At 45.7% G+C, this 18,559-nt stretch carries 19 protein-coding genes and 1 pseudogene; 8 read left to right on the top strand and 12 right to left on the bottom strand.

All coding sequences use genetic code 11. The features are described 5' to 3' along the window. Window positions 1–1,348: chemotaxis protein CheA (locus VF412_RS00100; protein WP_331337150.1), on the bottom strand; the 1,348-nt coding region annotated here is incomplete at its 3' end. Between the two features lie 263 nt (window positions 1,349–1,611). On the opposite strand from VF412_RS00100, the gene VF412_RS00095 reads away from it, so the two are divergent. Continuing rightward, window positions 1,612–2,106 (top strand): chemotaxis protein CheW, encoded by a 495-nt coding sequence (locus VF412_RS00095; RefSeq protein ID WP_331337149.1) that lies wholly within the window; start codon window positions 1,612–1,614, stop codon window positions 2,104–2,106. A gap of 62 nt (window positions 2,107–2,168) precedes the next feature. Here VF412_RS00095 and gloA read toward each other — a convergent pair whose 3' ends face one another. Both gloA and VF412_RS00085 read right to left on the bottom strand, forming a co-directional pair. Continuing rightward, on the bottom strand, window positions 2,169–2,684 hold the full coding sequence (gene gloA / locus VF412_RS00090; protein WP_331337148.1) for a lactoylglutathione lyase: 516 nt from the start codon (window positions 2,682–2,684) through the stop codon (window positions 2,169–2,171). Window positions 2,685–2,755: 71 nt separating this feature from the next. Beyond that, complete coding sequence (locus tag VF412_RS00085) at window positions 2,756–4,762, bottom strand: transketolase C-terminal domain-containing protein (RefSeq protein ID WP_331337147.1); 2,007 nt, start codon at window positions 4,760–4,762, stop codon at window positions 2,756–2,758. 37 nt (window positions 4,763–4,799) lie between these two features. On the opposite strand from VF412_RS00085, the gene add reads away from it, so the two are divergent. From add to VF412_RS00060, 5 genes are all read left to right on the top strand, one after another. Next, a complete protein-coding gene (gene add, locus VF412_RS00080) occupies window positions 4,800–5,831 on the top strand; it encodes an adenosine deaminase (RefSeq protein WP_331337146.1) in 1,032 nt (343 codons plus the stop codon). Beyond that, entirely contained in the window at window positions 5,824–6,423 is a 600-nt protein-coding gene (locus tag VF412_RS00075) for a DUF6624 domain-containing protein (RefSeq protein WP_331337145.1), read from the top strand. Before add ends, VF412_RS00075 begins: the two co-directional genes overlap by 8 nt. 28 nt (window positions 6,424–6,451) lie before the next feature. After that, on the top strand, window positions 6,452–7,405 hold the full coding sequence (pip, locus tag VF412_RS00070) for a prolyl aminopeptidase (protein ID WP_331337144.1): 954 nt from the start codon (window positions 6,452–6,454) through the stop codon (window positions 7,403–7,405). Between the two features lie 135 nt (window positions 7,406–7,540). Continuing rightward, a complete protein-coding gene (locus VF412_RS00065) occupies window positions 7,541–8,491 on the top strand; it encodes a S1 family peptidase (RefSeq protein WP_331337143.1) in 951 nt (316 codons plus the stop codon). A gap of 75 nt (window positions 8,492–8,566) precedes the next feature. Continuing rightward, window positions 8,567–9,418, top strand: a complete 852-nt coding sequence (locus VF412_RS00060) for a S1 family peptidase (RefSeq protein ID WP_331337142.1) — start codon at window positions 8,567–8,569, stop codon at window positions 9,416–9,418. On the opposite strand, the gene VF412_RS00055 is transcribed toward VF412_RS00060, so the two are convergent. The 3 genes from VF412_RS00055 to VF412_RS00045 are packed head-to-tail and all read right to left on the bottom strand — an operon-like array spanning window position 9,395 to window position 12,743. Continuing rightward, window positions 9,395–10,162 carry an alpha/beta fold hydrolase gene (locus tag VF412_RS00055; protein WP_331337141.1) on the bottom strand — a complete coding sequence of 256 codons (768 nt, stop codon included), beginning with the start codon at window positions 10,160–10,162 and terminating at the stop codon, window positions 9,395–9,397. The two genes, VF412_RS00060 and VF412_RS00055, sit on opposite strands and share 24 nt — an antisense overlap. Beyond that, complete coding sequence (gene menD / locus VF412_RS00050; protein ID WP_331337140.1) at window positions 10,150–11,721, bottom strand: 2-succinyl-5-enolpyruvyl-6-hydroxy-3-cyclohexene-1-carboxylic-acid synthase; 1,572 nt, start codon at window positions 11,719–11,721, stop codon at window positions 10,150–10,152. Before menD ends, VF412_RS00055 begins: the two co-directional genes overlap by 13 nt. Beyond that, complete coding sequence (locus VF412_RS00045) at window positions 11,718–12,743, bottom strand: chorismate-binding protein (protein WP_331337139.1); 1,026 nt, start codon at window positions 12,741–12,743, stop codon at window positions 11,718–11,720. The genes menD and VF412_RS00045 overlap by 4 nt, the downstream gene beginning before the upstream one ends. A 118-nt stretch (window positions 12,744–12,861) precedes the next feature. On the opposite strand from VF412_RS00045, the gene aroF reads away from it, so the two are divergent. Together aroF and ubiE are read left to right on the top strand one after the other, a co-directional pair. After that, on the top strand, window positions 12,862–13,707 hold the full coding sequence (gene aroF / locus VF412_RS00040) for a 3-deoxy-7-phosphoheptulonate synthase (protein WP_331337138.1): 846 nt from the start codon (window positions 12,862–12,864) through the stop codon (window positions 13,705–13,707). Beyond that, a complete protein-coding gene (gene ubiE / locus VF412_RS00035; RefSeq protein WP_331337137.1) occupies window positions 13,697–14,410 on the top strand; it encodes a bifunctional demethylmenaquinone methyltransferase/2-methoxy-6-polyprenyl-1,4-benzoquinol methylase UbiE in 714 nt (237 codons plus the stop codon). The genes aroF and ubiE overlap by 11 nt, the downstream gene beginning before the upstream one ends. Window positions 14,411–14,468: 58 nt before the next feature. Here ubiE and VF412_RS00030 read toward each other — a convergent pair whose 3' ends face one another. The 6 genes and pseudogenes from VF412_RS00030 to VF412_RS00005 all read right to left on the bottom strand — a co-directional run. Continuing rightward, complete coding sequence (locus VF412_RS00030) at window positions 14,469–15,704, bottom strand: DUF1513 domain-containing protein (RefSeq protein ID WP_331337136.1); 1,236 nt, start codon at window positions 15,702–15,704, stop codon at window positions 14,469–14,471. 101 nt (window positions 15,705–15,805) lie between these two features. Further along, the gene (locus VF412_RS00025) at window positions 15,806–16,066 is read right to left on the bottom strand and encodes a hypothetical protein (protein ID WP_331337135.1); all 261 of its coding nucleotides are present in this window, start codon (window positions 16,064–16,066) and stop codon (window positions 15,806–15,808) included. 40 nt (window positions 16,067–16,106) lie between these two features. Further along, window positions 16,107–16,319, bottom strand: coding sequence for a hypothetical protein (locus VF412_RS00020; RefSeq protein WP_331337134.1), 213 nt, complete (start codon window positions 16,317–16,319; stop codon window positions 16,107–16,109). Between the two features lie 60 nt (window positions 16,320–16,379). After that, complete coding sequence (locus tag VF412_RS00015; RefSeq protein WP_331337133.1) at window positions 16,380–17,279, bottom strand: 1,4-dihydroxy-2-naphthoyl-CoA synthase; 900 nt, start codon at window positions 17,277–17,279, stop codon at window positions 16,380–16,382. A 19-nt stretch (window positions 17,280–17,298) separates the two neighbouring features. After that, on the bottom strand, window positions 17,299–18,324 hold the full coding sequence (gene aroC / locus VF412_RS00010; protein WP_331337132.1) for a chorismate synthase: 1,026 nt from the start codon (window positions 18,322–18,324) through the stop codon (window positions 17,299–17,301). Beyond that, window positions 18,321–18,559 (bottom strand): annotated as a pseudogene (locus tag VF412_RS00005) (shikimate synthase); the annotation flags it as partial. The gene aroC and the pseudogene VF412_RS00005, both read right to left, overlap by 4 nt.

Genomic DNA, 18,559 nt, shown 5'->3' with positions numbered 1-18,559 from the left:
CACGATTGATACCACCACCGTCGTCGATGATTTCAATCGTAACGTTACCGCCATTTTGTTTCGCAGACACAGTGACTTTAGCAGTCGCCGGTTTGCCGCGCTCTTGGCGAATTTCTTTTTTCTCGATACCGTGGTCCATCGAATTACGCACCAAGTGAACGAGAGGATCGCCCAAAAGCTCGAAAACGGTTCTTTCAACCTCTGTTTCCTCACCAATCAATTGAAGATCGACAGGTTTATCCAAAGTCAAAGACACGTCACGCACGATACGTTGAATCTTGATGAACATAGATTTCAACGGAGTCATGCGGATGCTCAAAGTTTTTTCGTACAATTCACGAACTGCTTTATCCAATTGGTCAACGATGGCTTCCAAACGAAGATTCACACCGCTGCGAACAGTTTCGTCATGCACTAGCTGATTTTTCAAAACAACAAGCTCACCCACTGCATCCAATACAGAATCCACGCGACCTGTATCTACTTTGATAGAGCTGACAGCATTTTTCGCCGCTGCTTTATTCGCACCACCATTACCACCGGCCGCCGCTGGAGGTTGTTGTGGATTTTCCTTTGGAACGGCTTTCAAAGCCGGCTTCTCTGCAGCAGGCACTGCTTTCGGAGTTGCCGGTGCAGGTGCAGGCGCCGCTTGCGCGGCTGGAGCTGACATCACAGGCTCTTCCAACACTGGAGTTGGAACCGGAGCTGGCGTTGCAGATTTCTTTGCCGCAGCTTCTGCTTCTTCTTTCGCCTGGAACTCTGCTTGATCTTCCGGCGATAATTGTGCCAAAAGCTCTGCCAGCAAGTCATGATTTGTGTGATCTTCTTCAGGAGCAGATGTTTCCGCAGAGGGAGTTGCGAAGAAATCATCCGGAGCTTGTTCTTTCACCTCATCGTCTGCATGAGCAGTTGCCGGAGCACAAGCACCACCACGCTTCGAAGGTTTTCCAGAAAGAGATTCGGTAATTTCAATCAACTGCGCAACAAGTTCAGATGTATCCCATGGACCACCCTGGCCTTTTTGCAAAGAAGAAATACGATTCTTCAACTCATCGCCTGATTTCAGCAACAAAGAAATGGCATTTGGATTTACCAACTCAGGTCGCGAGCGAAGAAGATCCAATAGATCTTCCATCACGTGCGCGAATTTCGCTAAATCCATCAGACCTACCGCTGCTGCACCACCTTTTACTGAATGGGCTACGCGAAAGATATCTGTAAGATCTTTTGCAGGTTCTTCACTGGTTTCTAATTTGATCATTGATTCTTCGAATTGTTCCAGCATGAATGCTGACTCATTTAGAAAATCCATTTGCAGTTCTTCAAAGAAAGAATTGTCTCCGCTCATTACTTGCTCCGTGTACAGTGAACGCGTTTAAGTACTTTTAATCACTGAAACTATCGGCGCTTTCAGAACAGAGCTATTTCCTTCCTTAGTCCAGAGAAGTACTAAATCATTTTGATCTAGTCCTTAGGCCCTTTGTCTCAGACTGGGGCGGACACGAGGGACTTTAATAAATTTTAACAACTTTGGAAAAATCCCTTAAGTCCAGTGAGGTTTCTTTCGAAAAGTAAAGGGAGTCGAATTAGACCACTTTGAAAGGCAAACCTATGAGCGATATATCTTTGAAAGCAAAGCCAGGCCAATATCTCACTTTCCAATTAATGGCCGAACAATACGGTGTCGCAATTGAGACAGTCCGTGAGATCAATCAGTTTGGTGAAATTACCCCTGTTCCACGCACTCCTGATTATGTAAAAGGTGTGATGAATCTTCGTGGTAAAATCATTCCTGTTGTGAATCTTCGTATCAAATTTGGTATGGATGCACAGGATACAACTCGCGATACATGCATCATCGTCATCGACACTGAAATCGGTCAAGTCGGCATGATCGTAGACTCTGTTAAAGAGGTTGTTGATCTTCAAGAAAACCAAATCGAACCCTCACCTGTTCTAGGCAACGAAGCTTCAATGTCTTTTGTTCGCGGCATGGGTAAAGTAGATAATAAAGTTGTTATCTTGGTGGATATCGTATCTGCATTCTCTGCGGATCAAATGGGTCACATGGCGCAATTCGCTCATGACGATGCAAAAGCAGCTTAATCATTGCGAAATCTAATTCGTTAAAAGGAAAAGGCGCTGTTACCAGCGCCTTTTTTATTTCCCTACAGCAAACCTGGCTGAACAATCTCGACCCAGTAATTATCTGGATCTTTAATGAAGGCAATATTCTTCATCCCACCTTCGCCCAATTTTTTCTGGAATGGCACATGTAATTTTTCAAAACGTGCGCAGGCAGATTTAATGTCAGGCACAGTCACACAGATGTGACCAAAGCCACGTGGCTCTGTATTGCCATTATGGTAAGGAGTTTCCGCTTTTTCTTCCGTCCCCCAGTTATGGGTCAGCTCTAGAACGCTTTCACGACCATTCACATAACGAGCATTCTCGGAACCGTCACCCTCGGGAATCACGGTGCCCTCTGGAACGTAGGCCAAGAAGTAAAGCGAAAATTTCCAGTCAGCGAAATCCACTTTGCGGATCAATTTCATACCTAAAATGCGAGTGTAAAAATCCAAAGACGTCTTTGGATCGCGCACACGAAGCATCGTGTGATTAAAGATGTAACCTTTGGTTTCTGCATCTGGATTTGCACAGATGCCGGGAATACCTGCAAACATTTGTATCTCCTGAAAAAACAAAAGACCGTCACATTGCTGTGACGATCTTTCCTAACTCTGTATTAATAAATTTAAAGCGCCGCTGTTACGATCGCAGATGCATCGATATTGTGTTTCTTATAAAGCTCTAGAGCTGTATAAGAACTTTGACCGAACTGACCGTGAACACCCAAAGATTTCACTTTGAATTCCACACGACCTTGCAACAAGCCATGGCAAAGCATTTGACCGAAGCCACCGATCATTTGGTGATCTTCAACAGTCACTAGACGGCCTCCAGTTTTTGCAAGCACAGTCTTGAATGTCTCGACATCCACATGATTTACGTTTGCACAGTTCACAACAACAGCACCAACACCTTGGCCCTCAAGTTGTTTCGCAGCTTCTAACGCTTGCGGAACCAAAGAGCCTGTCGTCGCGATTGTTACCGATTTCGCTTTTCCTGCCGTTGTATCAACAAGGATTTGCGCTTTCTTCAAATCGTAGGCAGCACCCGCTACGTAAGTCTTAGGGAAGTTTTCACGACCCAAGAAAAAGATCGAGCTGTGCGGAACACGACCCGCTTTGCGATCTTTCGCAAAGTTTTCCATTGCCGCATACATCAAAGCATCAGCCTCTTCACTACAAGACAAGGAATAAACATCCACGTGAGGGATCGAAGCGACCATCGCCATATAACTCAAAGCCTGGTGAGAGGCTCCGTCAGCCGCATCTTGGAAGCCCGTGTGCGAAAACACCGCAATGATCGGAGCTTCCGACAGAGCCCCCATCGTCAAAGGCAATGCCCCTTTCGTCACACCAAACTGTGCGAAAGTATCAACAACCGGGATGTATCCCAATTTAGAGAAGCCCGCTGCGGTAGAAACCATGTTGCTTTCAGCGACACCGACATCGAATGAATCTTGAGGAAATTCTTTTCTGAAACCAGCCACACCTGTTGAACCAGGAAGATCCGACGTCACAGACACAACCGGAAGACCGGCTTTACGAGCGCGAATCATCGCAGAAGAAATACCCGTTTGGATTTTCTCGCCGGAATCTTTGACGGCCTTCGCCTTGATATCAGCTTCCCATTTATTCAACTCGCTAATCCAAGTGTCGAAAACAGATGGATAAGCTTCGCCGCCATAGATTTCAGATAGGAACGCTGGCAATTCAGTCGGAGACTTCAAAGGGAAACCGTGACCACCCGAAGCAGACTCTGCTGTTTTCTTCGTGCCGATACCTTTAACTGTTTTCGCCCAGATCGCTACTGGAACTTTTGGATTTGCCTTGGCAGTTTCCACTGCTTCAACAATCGCATCGTAACACTTCTGAAGATTATTACCTTCAGGCAAAGTGATCACTTTCCAGCCCAATGATTTCAAAGACTCAAAAGTTGGATTCATCGAGAATGATTCTTGATCAATACGACCTGACAACTTCGTATTGTTATCGCTGATAATCAAAACATACGGAGCCATTTTCCCAGCTTGCGCCAATCCCGGAACTGCCGCGAAAGATTCTTTCGCTTCACCTTCCATGCTGGCACCGTCAGAAATCGCCGTGATTGTCACACGATTCTTCCCAGAGAAAGCTTCAGCCATCGCAAGACCTTGAGTTTGCGGGAAAGCGGAACCCAATGGACCGTTGGAAACGAAAACACCCTCAGGGAAGCAGTGAACCTCACCGTGCCCCGTCAATCCACTTTCGATCGAGCGGAATTTCTTGAGACTCTCAAGTGTCAAACCCGCCATGTTATAATTTGCTTTCAAAGCATAAAGGCCGTTTTCACAGTGACCTGCATCATTCACAAGATGGAAAAGATCGAACCATTGTTTTTTCTCGCGGGTAGCAACGTCGAAAACGTGCGCGTGCATCGCGGACATCAACTCTGCAAATGCGGCAGGACCACCGTAGTGGGAGGCTGCTCCACCAAGAACGGCGTTCATATCCATCAACGACACCAATGCTCTTGTCGAGCGTGGGTCCGCTACTGGAATAGAGCGTCCATCTTTGCTTTTAACAAAGCTTTTAAATTGAGGTTCTTGAGTAGGATTGCCTGCGAGTTTTGTTTTGATTTGGATAGGTTCTGTCATAGGATTAAGTTGTACTTCCCCCGACGAGGAACATCAAATGCAAAAGCTCTTTTCACAGAATATTCGAGACCTCTTAAAAGTCGATCTGCACAGGCACTTGGACTGCTCGGTGCGTTGGAGCACTCTGGTCGAATTGGCACCCCAAGTAGGCATTGAATTGGCTCTGACAGCTCAGGGACAAAAGGACCAATTTTTGATCACAAAGCCCATGAAAGATCTTGGCTCTGTGCTTAATAAATTTCTCAACGCACAAAAAATCCTCGCCAGCGAGGAAATCCTGACCCGTATTGCCTTTGAAGTCTGCGAAGACGCATTTAATGATGGAGTTCGCATTCTAGAACTTCGCTATGCTCCAACATTTATTGCCGAAGATCACGAGCACCTTTCATTCGAAAAAATCCACACTGCTTTAGTGAAGGGCCTCGAGATGGCGAAAAAGCGTCTCCCAATGGCCGTGGGCTTGATTTGCATTATCCAAAGAACAAAATCCTACGAAGATGCAGTGAAAGTCGTGGATTTCGCTATCGACCACAAAGACACGTTCATCGCATTAGACTTGGCCGATAATGAAGAAAACTTCGATCCAAAAATCTTTGCTCCTCTTTTCCAGAAAGCAAAAAAAGCGGGCTTGCGAATTACAGTTCACTCTGGCGAGGCTCCAAACCACTTAGCCGCAACGTGGGTGAAAGACTCCGTCGAAATTCTTGGAGCCGAACGCATCGGACACGGCATTCAAATCATTCGCGATCCTATCATCATGCAATTCGTGCGCGATCGAAAAATTCCTTTGGAAGTATGTCCGATCAGTAATTTCCTCACTCAATCTTTCCCGACTTATGAAAGTCATCCGATTCGCAAATTGATTGAGAACGGTATTCTGGTAACAATCAACTCCGACGACCCAGGAGTTTTTGCGACAACACTGACCGATGATTATGATGTTCTTCATCAAGTCCATGGCTTCACCTTGCAAGATTTCAAACGTGCAAATGAAATAGCCTTCAACGCAAGCTTTATCGCAGAAAACGAAAAAGCCCGCTTCAAAAAGGATTTCTTCGATCATGTCTAAAAGCTGGAAAGAAATCGGCGAAGAACTCACTCATCTGATTCGTGAAGACGAAGCTTTTCGCACGACCCTAGCTTCTACAGGTGAGCTTTTCCATACGGCCTATCATCCCGCGATGGAGAAAATGCATCTTAAACACGCCCAACGCCTTAAAGAAATTCTCGAAGAGAAAGACACCTTCCCGACAATGGATCTTGTCGGCGAGGAGGCTTGCACGGCTGCGCTAAAGATTATCCTTCACGCCATCAGTGATCCCGAATTTTTACGCGCCCAAGAAGCAAGTCTTGTCGATCTTGCACGCGCTAACAAAGTCCCCAAAGCTTACGTCGCAAATCTCGTAGATCGCATTTGCGTCTACGAAGGGCGCAAGCAAGTTTATGCCACTTATGCGGACTGGGACGAAAACGGCATCATGAGATATCCTGATGTTGAAGACGAAGAACATCTTAATGAACGCAGAGCTTCTATGGACCTGGAACCATTGGAAAGCCTCGTCATCACTCCCCTGACTGGAGAATACCATCCACCGAATCCACAAAAGCGTTATGAAGAATTTCAAGAGTGGACTCAAAAAGTAGGATGGCGTAAAACTTAGTTCTTCAGATTAGAAAGGACTTCCAGCCATGGCACTTCGCGATTTCTATCCACAAATCGAGCCTTACAATAAAGGCTTCATCAAAGTTTCTGAAATTCACAATCTTTATTACGAGGAAGTCGGCAACCCGCAGGGAAAACCAGTGGTCTTCCTTCACGGCGGCCCAGGTGGCGGAGTTGCTCCAGATCATCGTCGTTTCTTTGATCCACAAAACTATCGCATCATCTTATTCGACCAACGTGGTTCAGGCCAGTCGACTCCATGTGCAGAGCTTCGTGACAACGACACCTGGAATCTTATCAAGGACACTGAAACTATCCGTGAATTCCTAAAAATCGACACATGGGTCGTCTTCGGTGGAAGCTGGGGCTCGACACTGGCTTTAGCGTATGCGATCACTCATCCAGAACGCGTAAAGGCTTTAGTTTTGCGCGGAATCTTCTTGTGCCGTCCTTCTGAAATTAAATGGTTCTATCAAGAAGGCGCCTCAAATATCTTCCCTGACGTTTGGGACGAATATTTGAAGCCAATCCCAATGAATGAACGTCACGACATGGTCGCAGCTTACTATAAACGCCTGACTCACACAGATGCAGCAATCCGTTTAGAAGCCGCTAAAGCGTGGAGCAAATGGGAGGCTGCTACTTCAAGACTCTATGTAGATCCAAAAGCCGTTGATGAATTCGACGACCCTGAATACGCACTCAGCTTTGCCCGTATCGAATGCCACTACTTCACCAACAATGCCTTCTTTGCCACCGACAACTGGTTGCTGGAAAATGTCGGCAAGATCCGCCACATCCCTTGCGCTATAGTTCAAGGTCGTTACGATGTTGTGTGCCCTGCGACTTCCGCTTGGGAACTTCACAAGGCATGGCCAGAAGCAAAATTTACAATCATCGCAGATGCCGGGCATGCAGCTGCAGAGCCTGGAACACGCTCAGCTCTAATAGAAGCCACAGACAACTTCCGCAACCTGTAAGAAATTCAGCATAAGGATTCCCCTCCGGAATCCTTATGTCATCCATAAGTATTATATTGTTGTAAAGTGGTTCCAAATTGGGTTTATTCACTTCACGCATCGCACAGCGCGATGAACTTAATCCGGGGGGATTCAGTGGGGTTGAACAAAAGTCTTTTAGTTGGGGTTCTTTCAACACTTTCACTAGCTGCTTGTGGTCCTTCGAACAGCGGCTCTTCACAAATCGACGCTACTTCTGCAAATCAATCAGATATTATCGGCGGTACAGAGGTTAGCGGAAGCAGCTCTCTTTCAAAAAGCATCGTAGGCATCTACTCAAGCCACGAAGGCGAACAAGGCGGAGCAATCTGCACAGGTTCTCTTCTTCCAAATAACTTGGTTGTTACTGCCGCTCACTGCGTAGACGATTACATGACTATAGTTTTCGCTCCAGACATGGATTCTGCTCAAGAAAGCCAAGCTCTTCCAGTGGATAAAGTTGCAGTTTCTCCTTACTGGGCGTCCCGCCAAAATGCAGACAAAGACCATGGTGACGTTGCTTTGTTGCACTATAGCGGTACAACTCCAGCCTCTTATGCTCCTGCAAATCTTTTGACGGACGCGACTGCAATTAAGAACGGCACAAGCGTTCTTCTTGCTGGTTACGGTGTAAACTTGGTTAAGGAAACGCCAATCGACGTAAAAACTTACCCAGATTTGATTGCGGATATCCAATCAGGCAAAGTTGTTTGTGATGATCCAAAAGCTCTTACGAACTGTGCTTCTGTTGATATGACGGGCGCAGGTCTTCTTCGCCAAACGACTGTGACTGTTTCAAACGCAAAATACGCAGCGTCTGAAATTCAATTGAATCAAACTAAAGGCACCGGCGCATGTCATGGTGACTCTGGAGGCCCTGCTTACGTGACTATTGGCGGAAAGTTGTACCTATGGGGTGTTACTAGCCGCGGTGACCAAGATCCAAGAAACAATTGCTCTCAATACTCGGTTTATACAAGCTTGCTTTTTCACAAAACTTGGCTGAATCGAGCAGCTAAACAATTGACGACTTCTTTGACTGATCCAAACAGACTTGCAGCCAAGTAAATCTCTACAAGAAAAATTTTTTCAATCCCAAAAGGGCCGCTATTCAACCAGCGGCCCTTTTGTTATTTCATTTGTATGACAAAAACGAAGTGGTACGTCGGCTCTTTAGTCGTTTTTATTCTATGCGGATGCCAGAATAACTCTGGCGAGTTCGCACAAAAAAATTCTGGTTCCTCCATCGTTGGAGGGACGGAAGTTGCCTATGGTGATCCTCTGGCGAAATATGTGGCTCTAATCGATAATAGCGCTACGAATTCGACTTGCACGGGTACGATCATTTCTGACAGCTTGATTTTGACGGCAGCTCACTGCGTGAGTAAGCCTGCGAACACTATCACCATTGCTTTTGGCTTGAGCCCGATCTCTGGCGCATACGATCTGCGTATGGCTAGCAACGTAGAAATACACACAGACTATAACAAGGCCAGCACTGATGACCGGAGTGACCTTGCGATGATTCGCTTCACGGGTGGCCTGCCAGCAGGCTTTCAACCTATTCACCTGCCGAGCACAACGATCTCAACAGTCGAAGGCATGAAATTCCAAGCATTGGGATACGGTCGCACAAGCGGCAAAAAGCCAACTTCTGACAGTGATACCGTCGGTACTGGTGTTCTTCGCTCTGTCGAGTTGACGGTGCTTTCTGTGAATCCAAATTTTGCGCAATTTCGTGTGGATCAAAGTAATGGCCAAGGCATTTGCAATGGCGATTCAGGCGGTCCTGCGATCATCAACTATCAAAATGTTGATTACGTGATCGGTGTCGCTTCTGCGATTGTTTGGACGGTACCTAAAGAGCTTAGCGGTGACGAAAAGCAAAATTATATCGATCAGAAGGACTTCTGTTCTGAAAAGTCCATCTACATGAACGTTGGTAAGTTTTTGCCTTGGATCAACGACGCATCAAAGAAGTTGATGAATCAATAGTTTGATTTTTTCTGCGAGCTCTTTGGGACGATCAAAGAGCACTCGATGAGATGCTTCAGGAATCAATTCCACTTTTAAATTAATCACTGCTTCTTGCAACTGACGGGTCAGCTCCATGAACTTTTCATCGCGCTCACCAACAGTCCAAAGAATTTTGCCACTCACTTCACTTAATAACGGTCGCATGTTCTTTTGTTGTGCCAAAGACCACTGAGTCAGCGCCAAGCCCAGCAACTCGCGAGAGTATTCTTTTTCATTGCGCGAGGGCTCGTTGCTGCCACCCCCAAAAACAGGCTGTGCATTCCAATTTTTAAGCAAAGTATCCCACGAAGATTTCAGGAATTCTTCGGCCCAATAAGAATCGTTCATCCAACGCTGACGTCGTTCATCCGAAATCGGATTGAATGTATCAAAGTGATCGTTGAAGCCCGGATTTGTAGAAATCAAAATGGATTTATACCAAAGTGCGGGCTTTTGCTCGAGGGCATGCAGCGCTAAGCGTCCTCCTAGCGAGTAACCTACTAAGATATTGCGATCAGCGCCGTGAGTTTCCATTTGCACCCAGCGGTTGAAGTTTTGCGCCCACGAACTGAAGCTGTGTTGTGGAGAAAGATTTTTTTCTTTGAAATAATCCGGGGAATAAATACGAATATGGTCATGCTTGGGAAGAGCCGCTTTCACAGCCTCCCAGTCTGAAGGTTTTCCTAAAAATCCATGAAGAAAGAAAAGATTTACTCTTTCCACAGAGCGTCCAGCTCCTTCCAAAATTCCTGCGTTTGTTCCGCATTGGGGTTCAGTTCGATAATCTGTCTGTCAGCTAAGTCCATAGTTGTAGGAACATTATGCCACTGCTGATAAGACCAATTCCACATCTTTGCCCAGGATTCGAAAGAAATCTGATGTTTGTTTATGAAAATCTCTTTCTTAAACATACGAGAGAAGATCTGGCCACCACCATTGTTAATCACAACAACACGCAACTTCTGTGTCTCAAGCTGTGAAGTTATCCAAAGTGACGACAAATCATACATCGCTGTTAAATCTCCAACAAGGCACCAGTTTTCTGTTTCCGAATGAGCCCATCCCATGAATGTCGAGATCTGTCCATCGATACCATTGGCGCCACGATTTGCAGCCACGCGCATCGGCAGAGAATCCAAGTCAGCACAAGAGTCCCACTCGCGAATCGGCAATGAATTTCCAAGGTAAACCGATCCACCTTTCATTTTTTTCGAAATTGAATAAATCATTCCTTGCTCTGACAACGGATATTTTTCTAATAGCGCTTTTACTTTGTTGGCTTTTTCAGTGTCATCGAAATTCAAGGTCACGTTCGAGTGTTGAACGGAAGAGAACTCTACCTGGCTTAACAAATCCAATGAATTCACATGCTGAATATGACGACTCAAGCCAGTGTAGTGATTGAACCCGACAGAGAATACCGGGATATGTTTGTACTGGTCTTCAAGATCACGCCACAAACGAACCGTTGGCACACCACCAATGCGAAGAATCGAGTCGCATTCGCCGGATTTCAAAATACGATGGATCATTTGCTCACCCGACTTAATCAAGATATCGCGAAGATCTGGATGACCACGCAAGCTTGAAATGCCTTCCGCATATGTCGGAGCTTTATATTGCTTCAAGAACTCAAGAACAGTGCCGTATGCTTTCTCAGGCAAAATACCCACAAGCACCAGTGGCTTATGCGTATTCAAAAACGTTTCCATTTCCTTCAATGTTCCTAGGGGCAATTGGCCTGGAAGCTTAGTTCTTTCTGAAACCGCAGGAATTTTGATTTGTGGAACAGGGCCATCGATCAACGGCTCTTCGAAACAGACGTTGACGTGAATGGGCTTTTTCCATGAAAGACTTTTGAAAGATAAATGCGAATTTTCCGCATCCAAATCCAAAGCCACTTCATTGTAGTAAGAAAAAATGCCGACCTGTTCAATTGTTTGCGGAGCGCCCGTGCCACGATAGTGTTTCGGACGATCGGCAGTAATCATGATCAAAGGCAATGAAGAATAAGTTCCTTCAACCGCTGCCGGCAAAAGTTCTGCAACAGCAGTTCCGGACGTTGTCATGATAGCGACAGGACGACGAGTACTTGCAATTCGACCCAAGGCAAAGAACGCGGCAGAACGCTCTTCAAAGAAAGTATAAACTTTAAGGCTTCTATTTTCGTCAAGCAACGTCACCAACGGACTATTGCGGGCTCCGGCGCATAAAACAAATTCGCGCACTCCGGTATCTACTAATTCCTGGACGATTTTCGCCGCAAGTTCCATGTTCGTCATAAATCAAGCCCCAAAACCTTTTTCACTGACAATCGTTTTTGAAAGAGTTCACGCCACTCACGCTCTAGTTCACTGGCTGCAACAATACCGCAACCGGAACCAATAATGGCTTCGTTTTTATTCCACTGCAAATTTCGAATGGCGACAAGACACAGAGCCTTATTTGCATCAATGAAAGCAAAAGGAGCTCCGTAGCCACGACGTCCCTCTTGTCCCGGATACTGCGACATCCATTTGTAACCCGCCGAACGAGGAGCAACTCCTAAAGCAGGTGTCGGATGAAGCTCTTCTGCCAACTGACGGAAATCAGGCGTCGTGTGACAAACCACTTCGAAATCAGTTTTTAGATGATACAAAATCGGAAGTTCTAAAATATACGGCCCATGAGTCTTAACTGTGCCCCAACTTGACAGGCGATTCTTCAGATCCTCGACAACAAAGTTATGCTCTTGCATTTCTTTCGGATCTTTCAGAAGAGATTCGCGTTCTGTGCTTTCGCTTTTTGGACATGTGCCTGCCAAAGCCATGGTCTTCAAAACACCACTTTCAAAATCAAAAAGCACTTCCGGAGTCGCTCCTAAAACGCCTTCACTGTTTTGCCAAAATCCATGGATGAAAAGTGTGTCAGGCGCTTTGCTTGCGGCAAGAAGCATTTGTACAAGATCCGCAGAATTCACACCCTGCGCGGTTCTTGCGAACACAACAGGAACTGCTTTTTGAATTTCATCGTGACGAATTTTTTCGAGCATTGAATTCAGCGCAATTACGAAATGTTCTTTCTGTGGATCACTCCAGGAGGCTTTACTTAGGGGACCTTGAGTTACCTTGTGCTCTTGCAAATAGAGCTCACAAATCTGCTGCACTTGCGGAGTTGTTAGGTGGTACGTGTGGGAGCCCTGCCAAAAGCGACCTTCCTCTGGCGCATAGAAATCCGGCCAAAATACTGAAATTCCTTGGGTATTGGCATTTTTTACAGGAGCAAATGGCCCTTCAATCAGCGTCCATTGTCCCTTATGGCGCAAAAGGGCCCCTGACTGCAAAAAGTTTGTAAAGCTCTGAAGCGTTATGCTATTCTGCCGATCCACAATTGGCCCTCAAATTTCATCCTAAATTTCGGATGAGTTAGAAGAAGTTCGTATTATGGAAATTCAAACTATGCAAACAAGTCCCTCAACCCAAATAGTCAATGTCGGCGGGTTCGATATCGGTGGTCCCAATTTCACGGTTATCGCGGGTCCTTGTTCCATCGAAAGTCCTTCCCAATTTTTGGAAACTGCTCAGGGAGTTAAAGCAGCTGGTGCTCACCTTCTTCGCGGCGGCATCTGGAAAATGAGAACATCTTCTAAAGATTTTCAAGGCCTTGGCCCTTCTGCTTTCAATTTTGTAAAAGACATCTGTAAACAACTCAACATGAGCTTGGTTTCTGAAGTGACTGATGCTCGTCAAATCGCTGAAGTTTATGACGTTGTTGAGTGCTTCCAAGTTGGTTCTCGCAGCATGCAGAACTATGAACTTCTTCGTGAGCTTGGAAAGCAAAACAAACCCGTTCTTTTGAAGCGTGGTCTTGCAGCTTACATCAACGAATGGATTAAAGCGGCTGAGTACGTCACTCACGGCGGAAACAAGAACGTGATCCTTTGCGAGCGTGGCATTCGTACTTTCGAAAATGCGACTCGCAACACTCTTGACTTGAATGCTGTAGCTTATGCGAAGAAAAACACACACCTTCCTGTGATCGTTGATCCTTCTCATGCAGTAGGTATTCGCGCATTGGTTCCAGATCTTGCTTACGCAGCGGCAGCTGTGGGCGCCGATGGTATCATTGTGGAAGTTCATCCTCGTCCAGCAGAGGCTCTTTCTGATGGTATGCAGGCACTCACTTTGGGTGACTTCAGCACAATGATGAAAAAACTCGATAAAATTTTGACTGCTATCGACAGACCTCTTCACCAAGCACACCAAGGGGCAACAGTTCATGCACACTAAGCATTCTCCAAATCCTGAAATTATTCGTTCTATGTTTTCTAAAGTCGCGGCAAACTACGACAAAGGAAACAACGTGCTTTCTATGGGCATTCACCACTTGTGGAGAAAGAAACTTGTAAAATATGCTGGTGCAAAAGCCGGCGACAAAGTTTTGGATTGCGCAACTGGTACTGGTGACCTTGCAATTGAATTCAAAAAAACTGTGGGCACTGGCGGTTCTGTTATTGGAACTGATTTCTGTGCCGAGATGTTGATCCCCGCTCCGGGCAAAGCGAAAGAGCGCGGCCTTGATATTGCTTTCGAACAAGCTGATGTGACTCAACTTCAATATGACGATAAAAACTTCGACATCACAAGCATCTCTTTTGGTATCCGCAATGTTGGAAATCCAGTCAAAGCTTTGCAAGAGATGGGACGCGTGACAAAATCAGGTGGTCATGTGATGGTTCTTGAGTTCGGTCAAGTGAACATTCCTGTATTCGGTCCGCTTTACAATTTCTATTCTCAAAACATCTTGCCAAAAATTGGCGGCCTTGTGACAGGTCAAAAAGATGCTTACGAATACCTGCAGAAATCTTCTGCAGCTTTCCCTTGCCGTGAAGAGTTTGTGGATCTTATGAGACAAAGTGGTCAGTTTTCAAAGATGGAATACATCTCTTTAACTGGTGGAATCGCTTACATCTACAAAGGCACTGTTAAGTAAAGCGCCTGATAAAATTTGATTTTAATTTTAAAAAGCCGAACAGATCGTTCGGCTTTTTTTATGCAGGCCAGATGATCTCTGTGCCGTGCGATCCAGTACCAAGCCACTTCGAAGCATTAGCCCCTTTGATGCCGGCGATACCACCTAGAGAAGATAGACTATCATTGCGAGAAGAATAAGCCTTCATTGGACCATTCATTTGAGACACTATCAAAAGTGACGAATCTGGGCTGTAAAATAGCGACTTCGGTGATTCAATATTACGGATCATCCTTATAGGCTGGCCATTAATATCCAGAATCGCCATGGCATTTGTTAGCGGCAATGTAACCACGATCTTCTTACCGTCTAACGTTTTTCTTGCACTCAAGGCTTCGCCAACAGCACTTGCCACAATCGGATTTGCCATCAAGTCTACAACCTTTTGATCTTTGATACTTGCCATTGCAGAGGGCAGAGTTTCACTGCCTTCTTTGGCTCCTGTCAAACCAAAGCAGATGAAATTGCCTTCGTCTACGATCACGAAATGCGCATACATTTTATCGCCATGATCCATAAGGACCTGTTCGACAAGCTTTCCGGAGGCTAAATCAATACGCGCCATATTCGAGATCAAGGTGATATCTTCTTTAGGTTTTAATTTTTTTCGAAACTTTGGTGTCGCCCCGGAATTGGCGATCCAAAGATGCTTTTGATCCAAAGACAATTGCATATCATGGGGATGCACCCCATACGTCAGCTGAATGTTTTCAAGCTTTAATGTTTTCGTATGATAGGCTAGCAAAACGCCAACAGCTCGCGCTTGATCCATACCGCCCACAAGAACGTGATCACCACCAGGTGACATCACAGCATGACCATAAAAATAGTGATCTTTAGGAAGCACTAATGCCTGTGTTTTTTCAGACGACAAAGAAACTTCAATTCCGTGCTCGCCCCATTTTTGAAAAGCAAAAAGCTGTTCAAGGTTCCTAGGGTTTTGCACAATCTGATGTGGCAAAAATTGAGTCGAAATACTTTTGAATTTCGTGCCCGAAAAATTTCCTGCGATAATATTTCCTGGTGCACCTTCACATGGACAAAGTTGATCAGCATGAAGACGTCTTTCCTTCATTCCTGATCCCATGACAAAGCCAGAAGTTTCCCAACTATCTTGTGTATTTTCAGATTTTGAATTTGCAAATGCAGAACGATAGAAAGGATCGACCAATAACGACAAAGACAATCCACTTACATATTTCAAAACATCACGACGGGTCGTCATCAGGCAGGATTCCTTCTTCAAGATCTTCATCGTATCTTAAGAAGCATTAGAATGTAATTCTCATTGCGAAAGTTTGCTCCGGGAAAAAACGACTGGATTCACAAATGATCTTTATATGAGAGGACTTCGTGTTAATCCCACCAATAGAAAACGTAACCACAAACGACAAGGCCGATGATCCAATTTGCGAGAGCTCCCGGAACGAAATAGGGATAAACCATCAAGACAATTCCCGACCAATAATTGCGTTTATTCTCGTTTTTCTTTCCGTGACGAAAAAGCCAAAGACCCACGGTGCTGAATAGCAAACCCGCGATCAAAGCTGATACGCTAAAATTCAAATCAATTGGTAAAGCATCAATAGTGCTTTGAAGAGTTGAAATATCGTCCACTATTTAAGTGTAGGTGTTGCTGAATCTCAGTCAATGGCTCTTAGGCTAGCATTTCATAGAACCATGGAGCTGGGCCTACCAAGGGAGCCGTTCCCCGCAAAATTTCGACCACGTCACGCCAATTGTAGGCGTTTGGTTTTTGCTGCTCTTCAACTTTTGGTTCAGGAGGTTTTGGATCAGGGAGGGTCTTTTTTGTGGGACATCCTGCCAAAGCGAAGATCAAAGTAAAAAGGAGAAGATAAGACCTTTTCATAGCTCTTATTCTCCTCCTGTTTGTTGAACCTTTCTAGATGTATTCAGTCAGATTCAGGCGCTAATACTGCCAAGGGAACTTAGAGAAATCTTTTGGACGTTTCTCTACGAAAGCATTACGACCTTCGACTGCTTCTTCCGTACCATAGGCTAAGCGTGTCGCTTCACCGGCAAATAGCTGCTGGCCCACTAAACCATCATCGATCAAATTAAATCCATATTTCAACATGCGCATTGCTGTCGGACTTTTTGAATTCATTTCGTAAGCCCACTCAAGCGCCACTTTTTCTAGATCTTTATGAGGAACAACGGCGTTCACCATGCCCATGTCGAAAGCCTCTTGCGCAGAGTAGTTGCGACCCAAGAAGAAAATTTCTCGCGCACGTTTTTGACCCACCATGCGAGCAAGATAAGCAGAGCCGTAGCCGCTATCAAAGCTTGCCACATCCGGATCCGTTTGCTTGAACACCGCGTGCTCTTGGCTTGCCAAAGTCAAATCACACACCACATGTAAAGAGTGACCACCACCCACAGCCCAACCCGGCACAACTGCCACTACGATTTTCGGCATGAATCTGATCAATCGTTGAACTTCAAGAATGTGCAAACGACCAAGACGCGCAAGATCCGCCTTGCCAGCAACTTCTTTATCTTCGTATTTGTAACCGTCTTTACCGCGAATGCGCTGGTCACCACCGGAACAGAATGCCCAGCCACCATCTTTTGGTGAAGGGCCATTACCAGTGATAATCACAACACCGACGTCAGGAGTAATACGCGCATGCTCGAGAGCCGTGTAAAGCTCATCCACTGTCTGTGGACGGAAGGCATTGCGAACCTCAGGACGATTGAAGGCGATACGAACTGTGCCTTGTCCTTTGGCGCGATGATAAGTGATGTCTTGGAATTTGAATTCAGGAACTTCTGTCCACCACTCTGGATTGAAAATATCGGATACCATGATGCCTCCCTCGATGGCTTTAAATGCGATCTGTTTTAGCCCATAAGTAGTGATCTGCCAACACCAACCATGTCATGGATTCCAAGACAGGAATGGCTCTGGTGACGATGCACGGATCATGACGACCTTTTTTTGCGACGTCTAAGATGGAACTTGTAGGTTTGAATGAAACTCTAAGTAAAATTGATTCCCCTGTCGAAATGCCACCGCGAATACCGCCGTAAACATCCTGACTGCTCTGGTGAAAATTTGTACCTTTCACTGAAGCGGACTCAAATCCAAGTCCTAATTCAAATCCATTTGCAGCACCAACACTTAAGAATGCCTGCGCAAGATCGGACTTCAACTTATGAAATACAGGCTGACCTAAGTAAGCCGGTGGATTTTGAATCAGGATTTCTGCAATGCCACCATGGCTTTCGCCATTTTCCTGCGCTGTTTTCAAAAGCTCCGCAACTTCATTTTGTCTTGCCGAAGGAAAACGTGCTTGGAAGGAATCGATATCTTTATCTGCAACCTGTGCACGTTCCTCTTGAGTCAGCTGGAATGGACCAATCTGTGAAGCATAACCAATCACCTTTGTCGGAGCGCTGACTTCAGCCATCATCATGCGCGCCACAGATCCAGCCATCACTCGAGCGACAGTTTCACGTCCCGAAGAACGTCCACCACCGCGATGGTCACTGTGACCAAATTTATTTTTCCACATATCGTCAGCATGTCCCCCACGAGGAGCATTTTGGATTCTGGCATAATCCTGCGAACGCGCATCTTGATTGCGAACGATCATAGCGATCGGCGTGCCTAAAGTCTTCCCATCAAAAATACCGCTTAAAACTTCTGGCATATCCGCTTCGTTGCGACCAGACACAACTTGATTGGAGCCATGATGGCCAGGGCGACGACGAATCATTTCTTTTTCAAGCAAAGCCTGACTAAATGTTACGCCCGCAGGGCATCCATCAATAACGACGCCTAGGGCGACTCCATGGCTCTCACCAAACGAAGTGACTACGAAACGTGAACCGAATTGGTTGGCACTCATGGATTCTCCTCACATTGTTGCCAGAAGGTGCGCTGCAATTGGGCCTGAGCAATAAACATCGTCAGACCAGTCTGATAATTCGCACCACTCGCCTGGGCGTATTCACGTCCCATCGAGTCTTCTTTATAATTTAAATCGTAAACCATCACTGGGTCCCAATCTTTGGGTGGAAGAACAGTGTCCGCAGCTCGGGGTGCAGCCCAAATAACAATCTTAGGCTTCAGGCCACGAGCAT

Source organism: Bdellovibrio sp., assembly GCF_036384735.1.
Taxonomy (GTDB): domain Bacteria; phylum Bdellovibrionota; class Bdellovibrionia; order Bdellovibrionales; family Bdellovibrionaceae; genus Bdellovibrio.
The sequence above is the reverse complement of the archived record's forward strand: the minus strand, read 5'-3'. Positions and strand labels throughout refer to the sequence as shown.

What these genes read in the sequence shown, in the direction of transcription:
- ubiE (WP_331337137.1), top strand. Translation starts at nt 13,697, where the DNA reads ATGCACACTAAGCATTCTCCAAATCCTGAAATTATTCGTTCTATGTTT.
- pip (WP_331337144.1), top strand. Translation starts at nt 6,452, where the DNA reads ATGGCACTTCGCGATTTCTATCCACAAATCGAGCCTTACAATAAAGGC.
- VF412_RS00020 (WP_331337134.1), bottom strand. Translation starts at nt 16,319, where the DNA reads ATGAAAAGGTCTTATCTTCTCCTTTTTACTTTGATCTTCGCTTTGGCA.
- gloA (WP_331337148.1), bottom strand. Translation starts at nt 2,684, where the DNA reads ATGTTTGCAGGTATTCCCGGCATCTGTGCAAATCCAGATGCAGAAACC.
- VF412_RS00030 (WP_331337136.1), bottom strand. Translation starts at nt 15,704, where the DNA reads ATGAAGATCTTGAAGAAGGAATCCTGCCTGATGACGACCCGTCGTGAT.
- VF412_RS00085 (WP_331337147.1), bottom strand. Translation starts at nt 4,762, where the DNA reads ATGACAGAACCTATCCAAATCAAAACAAAACTCGCAGGCAATCCTACT.
- menD (WP_331337140.1), bottom strand. Translation starts at nt 11,721, where the DNA reads ATGACGAACATGGAACTTGCGGCGAAAATCGTCCAGGAATTAGTAGAT.
- add (WP_331337146.1), top strand. Translation starts at nt 4,800, where the DNA reads ATGCAAAAGCTCTTTTCACAGAATATTCGAGACCTCTTAAAAGTCGAT.
- VF412_RS00060 (WP_331337142.1), top strand. Translation starts at nt 8,567, where the DNA reads ATGACAAAAACGAAGTGGTACGTCGGCTCTTTAGTCGTTTTTATTCTA.
- aroF (WP_331337138.1), top strand. Translation starts at nt 12,862, where the DNA reads ATGGAAATTCAAACTATGCAAACAAGTCCCTCAACCCAAATAGTCAAT.
- aroC (WP_331337132.1), bottom strand. Translation starts at nt 18,324, where the DNA reads ATGAGTGCCAACCAATTCGGTTCACGTTTCGTAGTCACTTCGTTTGGT.
- VF412_RS00095 (WP_331337149.1), top strand. Translation starts at nt 1,612, where the DNA reads ATGAGCGATATATCTTTGAAAGCAAAGCCAGGCCAATATCTCACTTTC.
- VF412_RS00015 (WP_331337133.1), bottom strand. Translation starts at nt 17,279, where the DNA reads ATGGTATCCGATATTTTCAATCCAGAGTGGTGGACAGAAGTTCCTGAA.
- VF412_RS00075 (WP_331337145.1), top strand. Translation starts at nt 5,824, where the DNA reads ATGTCTAAAAGCTGGAAAGAAATCGGCGAAGAACTCACTCATCTGATT.